General features: G+C 72.8%; 7 protein-coding genes. 2 read left to right on the top strand and 5 right to left on the bottom strand.

Going from position 1 to position 9,869, the window contains the following annotated elements; all coding sequences use genetic code 11:
- From CKO13_RS08030 to CKO13_RS08020, 3 genes are all read right to left on the bottom strand, one after another.
- On the bottom strand, nucleotides 1-1,643 hold a 1,643-nt coding region (locus CKO13_RS08030; protein ID WP_476702777.1), incomplete at its 3' end, for an excinuclease ABC subunit UvrA.
- A gap of 172 nt (nucleotides 1,644-1,815) precedes the next feature.
- Nucleotides 1,816-4,026, bottom strand: coding sequence for a malate synthase G (locus CKO13_RS08025; RefSeq protein ID WP_200259214.1), 2,211 nt, complete (start codon nucleotides 4,024-4,026; stop codon nucleotides 1,816-1,818).
- 116 nt (nucleotides 4,027-4,142) lie between these two features.
- Nucleotides 4,143-4,526, bottom strand: a complete 384-nt coding sequence (locus CKO13_RS08020) for a magnesium transporter MgtE N-terminal domain-containing protein (protein WP_200259212.1) — start codon at nucleotides 4,524-4,526, stop codon at nucleotides 4,143-4,145.
- 325 nt (nucleotides 4,527-4,851) lie between these two features.
- Here CKO13_RS08020 and CKO13_RS08015 point away from each other — a divergent pair, with 325 nt between their 5' ends.
- The gene (locus CKO13_RS08015; RefSeq protein WP_200259210.1) at nucleotides 4,852-5,115 is read left to right on the top strand and encodes a type B 50S ribosomal protein L31; all 264 of its coding nucleotides are present in this window, start codon (nucleotides 4,852-4,854) and stop codon (nucleotides 5,113-5,115) included.
- A 58-nt stretch (nucleotides 5,116-5,173) separates the two neighbouring features.
- A complete protein-coding gene (locus CKO13_RS08010) occupies nucleotides 5,174-6,469 on the top strand; it encodes a citrate synthase (RefSeq protein WP_200259201.1) in 1,296 nt (431 codons plus the stop codon).
- On the opposite strand, the gene CKO13_RS08005 is transcribed toward CKO13_RS08010, so the two are convergent.
- Nucleotides 6,466-7,092 carry a hypothetical protein gene (locus tag CKO13_RS08005; RefSeq protein ID WP_200259198.1) on the bottom strand — a complete coding sequence of 209 codons (627 nt, stop codon included), beginning with the start codon at nucleotides 7,090-7,092 and terminating at the stop codon, nucleotides 6,466-6,468. The two genes, CKO13_RS08010 and CKO13_RS08005, sit on opposite strands and share 4 nt — an antisense overlap.
- Before the next feature lie 53 nt (nucleotides 7,093-7,145).
- Nucleotides 7,146-9,560: a penicillin-binding protein 1A gene (locus CKO13_RS08000; RefSeq protein ID WP_200259195.1), complete on the bottom strand. Its 2,415-nt coding sequence runs from the start codon at nucleotides 9,558-9,560 to the stop codon at nucleotides 7,146-7,148.
- Nucleotides 9,561-9,869: the final 309 nt, after the last annotated feature.

Here is a 9,869-nt window from a genome sequence, read left to right as displayed (position 1 = left end):
GCGGCGGCCGTGGCCGAGCCGGCCGCCGCCAGGGCCGCCGGCGGGCCGTTGAAGACGACCTGCCCGCCCCGCTCCCCGGGGCCCGGGCCCAGGTCGATGATGCGGTCGGCGGCGGCCATCACCTGCGGGTCGTGCTCGACGACGAGCAGGGTGTTGCCGGCGTCGCGCAGCCGCTCGAGGATGCCCACGAGCCGGCCCACGTCCCGGGGGTGGAGGCCCACCGAGGGCTCGTCGAGGACGAAGAGGGTGTTGACCAGCGAGGTGCCCAGGGCGGTGGTCAGGTTGATGCGCTGCGCCTCGCCGCCGGAGAGGGTGCGGGACTGGCGGTCGAGGGTCAGGTAGCCGAGGCCGACCTCGTCGAGGTAGCCGACGCGCCCGCGGATCTCCGCCAGGACCGTGGCCGCGGCCTCGTCCAGGGGCGGGGGCAGCTCCAGGGCGTCGAGGAAGGCGGCCAGCCGCGCCAGGGGCAGCGTAGCCAGGTCGTGGAGGGTCAGCCCCGGCAGGGCCTGCAGGGTGGCGTCGGCCATCGCCACGTGGCGCGGCCGGAAGCGCTGCGCCGGGGCGAGGACGGCGTCGGCGGCGGCCCGGCCGCCGAGGCGGAAGTCCAGCGCCGCCGGGGCCAGGCGCGCCCCGCCGCACTCCGGGCAGAGCCGGTAGGCGCGGTAGCGCGAGAGCTGCACGCGAACGTGCATCTTGTAGCTCTTGCGCTCGAGGTAGTCGAAGTAGCCGCGCACGCCGTACCAGCGCCCGCCGCGCCCCCGGCGGTCGTCGCCCTCCCAGACCCAGCGCCGGTCGGCCTCGTCGAGCGCCCGCCAGGGGACGTCGGTGGCCACGCCGCGGCGCCGGGCGGCGCGCAGCAGGTCCGCCTGGCACTCCTGGGAGGCGCCGCCGCGGAAGGGCCGGATAGCGCCGCCGGCGAGGCTGAGCCGGTCGTCGGGGATCACCAGCGCCGGGTCGATCTCCATGATCCGGCCGAAGCCGCGGCAGGCCGGGCACGCCCCGACGGGGGAGTTGAAGGAGAAGCGCTCCGGCGACGGCTCCGGGTAGTCGCGGTCGCAGTCCGGGCAGTGGAGCGCCGCGGAGTAGCGCCGCGGCTCGCCGACGGGCTCGCGGTCCTCGCCGAGGGCCCACACCTGCGCCCGGCCCCGCCCCTGGGCCAGGGCGGCCTCCAGGGCCTCCGCCAGCCGGCCGCGGCGCGACGGCTCCAGGCGCAGGCGGTCCTGGACCACCTCCACCGCGCCGTCGCGCTCGTAGCGGCGCGTATAGCCCTGGCTGGAGAGCATCTCGTCGAGCCCCTCGCGGTCGAGCCCCGCCGGCACCGCCACGCTGAAGGTCACGGCCGCCGCCGTGCCCGCCGGCCACGGCGGCGCCCCGTGCTCGCCGAGGAGCTCGGCGGCGATGGCCGCCGGCGTGTCGCGGCGGACCTCGCGGCCGCAGCCGCTGCAGAACGGCCGCGCCGCCCGGGCGAAGAGGAGCTTGAGGTGGTCGGCGAGCTCGGTCATGGTGCCCACCGTCGAGCGCGAGGTGCGCACCGGGTTGACCTGGCTGATGGCGATGGCCGGCGGCACGCCGTCGATGCGCTCGACCTGCGGCCGGTCCATGCGCTCGAGGAACTGCCGGGCGTAGGCGGAGAAGGTCTCCACGTAGCGCCGCTGCCCCTCGGCGTAGACGGTGTCGAAGGCCAGGGAGGACTTGCCGGAGCCGGAGACGCCGGTGAGGACGATCAGCTCGCCGGCGGGCAGGTCGAGGTCGAGGCCCTGGAGGTTGTGCTGCCGGGCCCCGCGGATGCGGATGGGGTCGCGCTCGGGAATGGGGTTAACCTCCTCTCGCGGGCCGGTGGACGGTGCCGCCGCCGAGGAGGCAGCGCCGGCGGCGGTGGAGGATCGGCTCGGTGTAGCCGGAGGGCTGCTCGCGGCCCTTAAAGATCAGGTCCTTGGCCGCCTGGAAGGCGACGCTGCCCTCGAGGTCCGCGCTCATGGGCCGGTAGCTGGGATCGCCGGCGTTCTGGCCGTCGACCACCTCGGCCATGCGCTTGAGGGTGTCGAGGACCTGCTCCTCGCTGACCACCCCGTGGTAGAGCCAGTTGGCGATGTGCTGGCTGGAGATGCGCAGGGTGGCCCGGTCCTCCATGAGCGCCACGTCGTTGATATCCGGCACCTTGGAGCAGCCGATGCCCTGCTCCACCCAGCGCACGACGTAGCCGAGGATGCCCTGGCAGTTGTTGTCGAGCTCCTGCTGGATCGCCTGCTCGCCCCAGCCGGTGTCCTCGGCCAGCGGCACGGTCAGCAGCGCGTCGAGGCCGGCGCGCCGGCCCTGGGCGGCGATCTGGCGCTGCGCCTCGGCGACGTCCACCTCGTGGTAGTGCACGGCGTGGAGGGTGGCCGCCGTGGGCGACGGGACCCAGGCGCAGGTGGCGCCGGCGCGGGGGTGGGCCGCCTTGGAGTCGAACATCTCGCGCATCTTGTCCGGCTTCGGCCACATGCCCTTGCCGATCTGGGCGCGGCCCTGGAGCCCGCAGGCGAGGCCGACGTCGACGTTCCAGTCCTCGTAGGCGTTGATGAAGGCCGCGCCCTTCATGTCGGCCTTGCGCACGACGGCGCCGGCCTCCATGGCGGTGTGGATCTCGTCGCCGGTGCGGTCGAGGAAGCCGGTGTTGATGAAGATGACCCGGTCCTGGGCCTGGCGGATGCACTCCTTGAGGTTGACCGTGGTGCGGCGCTCCTCGTCCATGATGCCGATCTTGAGCGTCGCCCGCTCGAGGCCGAGGGCGTCCTCGACGCGCTCGAAGAGCTTGACGGCGTGGGCGACCTCCTCGGGGCCGTGCATCTTCGGCTTGACGATGTAGACGCTGCCGGTCTTGGAGTTGCTCACCCGGCTGTTGCCCTTGAGGTCGTGGAGGGCGCAGAGGACGGTGAGCATGGCGTCGAGCATCCCCTCGGGGATCTCGTTGCCCTCGGCGTCGAGCACCGCCGGGGTGGTCATCAGGTGGCCGACGTTGCGCACGAGCATCAGCGAGCGCCCGGGCAGCGTCAGCGTCTCGCCGGCCGGGGTGGTGTAGGTGCGGTCGGCGTTGAGCCGCCGGGTGAAGGACTCCCCGCCCTTGGTCATCGCCGTCTCGAGGGTGCCCTGCATGAGGCCGAGCCAGTTGCGGTAGACGCGCACCTTGTCCTCGGCGTCGACGGCCGCCACCGAGTCCTCGCAGTCCTGGATGGTGGTCACCGCCGCCTCCATGACCACGTCCTTGACGCCGGCGGGGTGGTCCTTGCCGACGGGGTGCTGCGGGTCGATCTGGATCTCGGCGTGCAGGCCGTTGTGGCGCAGCAGGATGGCGCTCGGCTGCGCGGCGCTGCCGGCGTAGCCGATGAGGCGGGTGGGGTCGGCGAGCTCGGTCTCGCTGCCGTCGGCCAGGGCGACGATCAGCGCCTTGGGGTCGTCCTCGCTGAGCCGGTAGGCGGTGGCCTCGCTGTGCAGGCCGTGGGCGAGCGGGGCGACCTCGTCGAGGGTGGCGCCGGCCTGCTCCATGACCTTGCGCCCGCGCTCGGGGTTGTACGCCGTGCCCTTCTCCAGCCCGGTGTCCTCGGGGATCATGTCGGAGCCGTAGAGGGCGTCGAAGAGGCTGCCCCAGCGCGCGTTGGCGGCGTTGAGGGCGAAGCGGGCGTTGTCGACGGGCACGACGAGCTGCGGCCCGGCCTGCTGGGCGATCTCCGGGTCGACGTTGGCGGTGGTGACCTGGAAGTCCTCGCCCTCGGGCTGGAGGTAGCCGAGCTCCTCGAGCAGCTGGCGCTGGGCCTGGGGGTCGGCGGCCGCGGCGCCGTTGCGCCGGTAGTGCTCGTCGATGCGCTCCTGCAGCTCGCGGCGGCGCTCGATGAGCTCGCGGTTGCGCGGGCCGAGGTCGTGGACGATCCGGCCGAGCTCGGACCAGACGGTCTCCGGCTCGACCCCGGTGCCCGGCGCCACCTCGCTGGCCACCAGGTCGTAGAGCTCGCGCGCGACCTGCAGGCCGCCGGCTTGAACCCGTTCGCTCATAGTCAAGACTCTCCTCTCGCCTCAGGAATCAGCGGATAGCCCGGCATCATAAACCAAACTCGGCAGTGCCATCACGCCTCCTGCCGGCCGAGAGGGGCGCCGCGCCCGCCGGGCGGCTAGCAGCGCAGCCGCCCGGCGAGGACCGTCTCGACGCGGTTGCGCTTGAGCGGGCGCAGGCTGCGCACGGTCGCCTCGCGGGCCTCCGCGCCCATGCAGCCGAGCACGCGGGCGAGGGTGTTGAACGGCAGCCGGTCGGCCAGCCGCGCGGCGCGCTCCCGGTCCATGTGCTCGAGCACGCTGGCCTGGCCCTGGGGGCGCATCTCCAGGAAGGCGGCGATCCCCTCGCCCTCCGGCAGGGCCTCGAGGGCGGCGGGCCGCTCGTCGGGGGTCAGCTGCTGGATGCGCCGGGCGGTGCGCTCCGGCTGCGTGTTCGAGGCCCGGTCGCCGAGGTGGATGGGGGCGACGATCGGCTCGTCGTGGCGCTCGGTGGTCACGCTCATAGGTGCTCCTCCCTCAATCAGGGCTCCGGCGCCCGCCCCCGGGGCGCCGGCCGAGCGAGGAGCACGGGGGCTCAGTCGTCAGCCGGCGCCCAGCGGGCGGGCGCTGCTTCGCGGGACTTGGTCTTCGCTCATCGCGCTACTGCAGTAACCGTCGGGCATGACGGTATCCTCGTGTGGCTGACACGCGCCTACAAGCTAGGCGCCCCCCTGCCCCCTGTCAAGCGCGCACGCCGGCGCGCTGCCTTGACCGGCTCCGCGGGGCAACCTAAGATTTATCGTTTACCACAGTTTAAACCATCCAACGGCGTCCGGCCTGAGGTATCCCATGAAGAGAGACATCCACCCCGAGTACCGCGAGGTCGTCTTCCAGGACATCTCCTCGGAGTTCTCGTTTCTGACCCGCTCGGCCGTGAAGACGGACGAGACGATCACCTGGGAGGACGGCCAGGAGTACCCGCTGGTCAAGATCGAGGTCTCGAGCCGCAGCCACCCCTTCTTCACCGGCAAGCAGCGCGTGGTGCAGTCCGGCGGCCAGGTCGACCGCTTCCGCAAGCGCTTCGGCATCAGCCGCGGCAGCTCGGCCTCGTAAGGCCGCCCGGCGGCACAGCGACGGCGTCCCTTCGGCCCACCGCAGCGGAGTCCCAGCCATGACCTCGAGGACCGTCACCGTCACCGACAACGCCTCCGGCAAGTCCATCGAGATGCCGGTCCGTGAAGGGACGCACGGGCCGCCGGTCGTCGACATCCAGGGCATCTACAAGGAGCTCGGCTACTTCACCTACGACGCCGGCTTCACGTCGACGGCCAGCTGCCGCAGCGACATCACCTTCATCAACGGCGACGAGGGCGTGCTGCTCTACCGCGGCTACCCCATCGAGCAGCTCGCCGAGCACAGCAACTTCCTCGAGGTCTCGTACCTGCTGCTCCACGGCGAGCTCCCCACGCGCGAGGAGCTCGACAGCTTCACCCGCGCGGTGACCGAGCACACCATGATCAACGAGTCGTTGAAGGACTTCTTCGACGGCTTCCACTACGACGCCCACCCCATGGCCATGCTCACCGGGGTGGTGGCGTCGCTGTCGGCGTTCTACCACGACGCCATCAACATCGGTGACCCGAAGAACCGGATGCTCACCTGCCACCGCGTGCTCGCCAAGATGCCGACCATCGCCGCGGCGGCCTACAAGCACATGATGGGCGAGCCCTTCGTCTATCCGCTCAACCGCCTCTACTACACGAGCAACCTGCTCAACATGCTCTTCTCGCGGCCGACGGAGCCGTACGAGATCAACCCCATCCACGCCCGCGCCCTCGACCAGCTGCTCATCCTCCACGCCGACCACGAGCAGAACGCCTCGACCTCCACGGTGCGCCTGGCCAGCTCCACCGGCACCAACCCCTTCGCCTCCGTGGCCAGCGGCTGCGCGGCGCTCTGGGGGCCGGCCCACGGCGGCGCCAACGAGGCGGTGCTGAACATGCTCCACGAGATCGGCGACGTCAGCCAGGTCCCGAAGTACATCGCCAAGGCCAAGGACAAGGACGACCCCTTCCGCCTGATGGGCTTCGGCCACCGGGTCTACAAGAACTTCGACCCGCGGGCGCGGATCATCCGCAAGACCTGCCACGAGGTCCTCAACGACCTCGGCATCGAGAACGACCCGCAGCTCGAGCTCGCCGTCGAGCTCGAGGAGCGGGCGCTGCAGGACGACTACTTCGTCGAGCGCAAGCTCTACCCCAACGTCGACTTCTACTCGGGGATCATCTACCGGGCGCTGGGCATCCCCACGGACTTCTTCACCGTGATGTTCGCCATCGGCCGCACGCCGGGGTGGCTGGCGCAGTGGAACGAGATGGTCGCCGACCCCGAGCAGCGCATCGGCCGCCCCCGCCAGCTCTACACCGGCGCGGCGCAGCGCGAGTACGTGCCCATCGACCAGCGCTAGGGCGTCTCCTCCGGCGCCTCGAGCAGCGCCCGCACCTCGTCGATGCCGGCCCGCTCCATGGGCCCGCCGTGGACCTCGCTGCGCGGGGCCTCGCGCAGGCCGCCCTCGCCGAAGACGGTCAGCTCGACCACCGTGCCGTCGGCGAGGAAGCGGAAGACCGGCTGGACCACGACCCCCTCGCGGCCGAAGCGCAGCCGCCGCTCGTCGGCCTCGTAGGGGATGCCGTGGTCCATGAGGAAGAACAGCACGGTCTCCGGCGTATCCGCGAACAGGTGCAGCTGCACGCCGGAGCTGCCGTCGGCGGTGCCGGCGAGCACCGGGCCGACCAGGCGCGGCCGGAAGCGCTCGAAGAAGGCCATCGCCTCGACGGCCCGCTCGCGCAGCCGGCGCAGCTGCTGCTGGTGCTCGCTGCCGCCGAAGACCGCCTGGTACTCCAGCACCGCCTGCTGGATCTCCTGGTTGCTGGGCAGGTTGCGGGTGTCGGCGGCGCCGAGCCGCTCGGCGGCCTTGCGCTTGGCGGCGGCGTAGTCGGTGATCGCCTCCTCGGCCATGAGCCGGGCCGCCTCGCGGATCAGGCTCATGCGCATGCGTTGATCCCGGGTGTTCGGGGCTCGGCGTCCCATGGCCTCCCTCCTCCTGCTGTTCAAGGCTAGCCGAGAGACGGCCAGCCGGCCGCTCAGAAGAGCTCCTCCCGCGCGCCCTGCCGGCCGCCGCCGCTCGTGCTCTGCCGGGGGGGGACCTGCCCCTCGCGGAAGGTCTCGAAGATGGCGTCCGGGTGGTCGGAGCCGGTGACCTTGCCCGTCTCGGGGTCGATGCGCACCGTCACCAGGTCGTCGGGGCGCGGCAGGGTGCGCTCCTCGACGCCCTCGAGCGCCCCGGCCATGAAGCGCGCCCAGACCGGCAGCGCCGCCGCCGCCCCGGTCTCCCGGGCGCCGAGGCTGCGCTGCGAGTCGTCGTAGCCGACCCACGCCGCCGCGGCCAGGTCCGGGGTGAAGCCGACGAACCAGGCGTCGCGCTGGTCGTTGGTGGTGCCGGTCTTGCCGGCGAGGTCGTCGCGCTCGAGCCAGCGCCGCGCCCCGCGGCCGGTCCCCCGGGCCACGACGTCGCGGAGCATGTCCGTCATCAGCCAGGCGTTCTCCGCCGGGATGGCGCGCTCGGCGCTGGGGACGGTATCGAGGGGGTCGAGCCGCCGGCGCGGGTCGGCGGCCTCGCCGAGCAGCCGCTGCGGCCGGCACGCCTCGCACGCCCGCGGGAAGCGCCCCTCGAAGACGACGCGCCCCTCGGCGTCCTCGATGCGCTCGATGACGTCCGGCACGACGCGGTAGCCGCCGTTGGCGAAGACGGCGTAGCCGGCGGCCATCTGCAGGGGCGTGACGCTGTTGCTGCCGAGCGCCAGGGAGAGGTTTTTCGGCAGCCGCCCGGGCTCGAAGCCGAAGCGCTCGAGGTAGCCGAGGGTCGGCCGGATGCCGATATCCCGCAGGATGCGGATGGAGACCAGGTTGCGGGAGTGGATCAGGGCCTGGCGCATCCGGGTCGGGCCGTGGAAGCGGCCGGTGTAGTTATCCGGGCGCCAGTACCCCTCCAGGGCGCTGTCCTGGAAGACCACGGGCGCGTCGTTGATGAGGGTCGCCGGGGTGTAGCCCCGCGCCAGGGCCGCCGAGTAGATGTACGGCTTGAAGGCCGAGCCGGGCTGGCGGCGCGCCTGCACGGCCCGGTTGAAGGGGCTGCGCTGGAAGTCGAAGCCGCCGCTCAGCGCCCGGATGCGCCCGTCCTCGGGCGAGAGGGCGACGACGGCCCCCTCGGCCTCGGGCAGCGCCTCGAAGTCGGCGAGCCCGTCCTCCCGGGGCGCGACGCGGACGATATCGCCGACGGCGACGACGTCGCCGGGCTCCTCGGGGGCGGGGCCGCGGCGGTTGACCGAGCGCCGCTCCCGGGCCCACGCCATGGTCTCGAAGGGGATCTCCACGACCTTGCCGCCGCGCAGCCAGGCCCAGGCCGCCGCCTCGCCGACGGCGACCACCACCGCCGCCTCCAGGCCGCCGTAGGGCGGGTGCTCGCGCAGGGCGGCGTCCAGCGCCTGCGGGTCGTCGGCCTGCTCGGCGGGGATGCGCCCCTCGGGGCCGCGGTAGCCGTGGCGGCGGGCGTAGGCCCGCAGCCCGGCGCGCAGCGCCCGGTTGGCGGCGCGCTGGCGCTCGCCCTGGAGGGTGGTGTAGACGGTGTAGCCGCCGGTGTAGGCCTGCTCCCGGCCGTAGCGCTCGACCAGGCGCCGGCGGACCATCTCGGCCACGTAGGGCGCCTCCACCTGCCGGTCGACGGCGTGGCGCTGCGCCGTGAGCGGCGACTGCACGGCCTCGCGGTGGCGCTCGGCGCTGATGAAGCCCTCCGCGCGCATGCGGTCGAGGACGTACTCGCGCCGCGCCCGGGCCTGCTCCGGGTTGCGCAGGGGGTTGAGCGCCGAGGGGGCCTTGGGCAGCCCGGCGATCATCGCCGCCTCGGCGACGGTGAGCTGGTCGAGGGGCTTGCCGTAGTAGACCTGCGCCGCGGCGGCCACGCCGTAGGCGCGGTTGCCGAGGTAGATCTTGTTGAGGTAGAGCTCGAGGATCTCCTCCTTGGAGAGGACCTGCTCGATCTGCAGGGCGAGGAGCATCTCGTTGGCCTTGCGCAGCAGGGTCTGCTCCCGCGAGAGGAAGAAGTTGCGCGCCACCTGCATGGTGATCGTCGAGCCGCCGGGGCCGAACTCCTGCTCGCGGATCACGTAGGCCACCGCTCGCAGGATCCCCTGGTAGTCGACGCCGGGGTGCTCGAAGAAGCGGTCGTCCTCGGCGGCGATGAAGGCCAGGCTCACCCGGGGCGGGATCTGCTCGTAGTCCACGGGGCTGCGGCGCTTCTGGCCGTACTTGGCGATCAGCGCCCCCTCGCTGCTGAGCACCCGCAGCGGCTCCTGGTAGTGGACGTCGCGGAGGCGCTCGGGCTCGGGCAGCTTGGGCGCGAGCACGAAGAAGGCGTAGGCGAGCGCGAGGCCGCCGGCGATGGCCCCGGCGGCGCCGAGGCCGAGGACACCGTAGAGGAGGATTCGCAAGAGCCGTCTCATAGGGGGGTCGCCTTGCCGGGCGGGCGGCGGACACTGGCCGCAGTATACCGACCAGGGCGGCGCCAGGCGAGTTCCCTGCAGCAAATTCAGGGTTTACGCCCGGCGGGCGCGTTAATAGCGTAGAGCGGGTCTCAGGGAAGAGACAGGGATCCGCGCCATGATCGGGACCACCACGGTGGGCGTGGTGGTGGCGGACCGTACGGTCCACGTCACCGCCCACGCCCGCAGCGCCAGCACCTACGCCGCGGAGCCGCTCGCCGGGGACGGCGCCCAGGCCCGGCGCGAGGCCCTCGCCGCCGCCTGCCGGCG

This window comes from Halorhodospira neutriphila, from assembly GCF_016584055.1.
Classification (GTDB): domain Bacteria; phylum Pseudomonadota; class Gammaproteobacteria; order Nitrococcales; family Halorhodospiraceae; genus Halorhodospira; species Halorhodospira neutriphila.
Note: the sequence above shows the minus strand (reverse complement) of the source record. Positions and strands in the feature narration are given on the sequence as shown.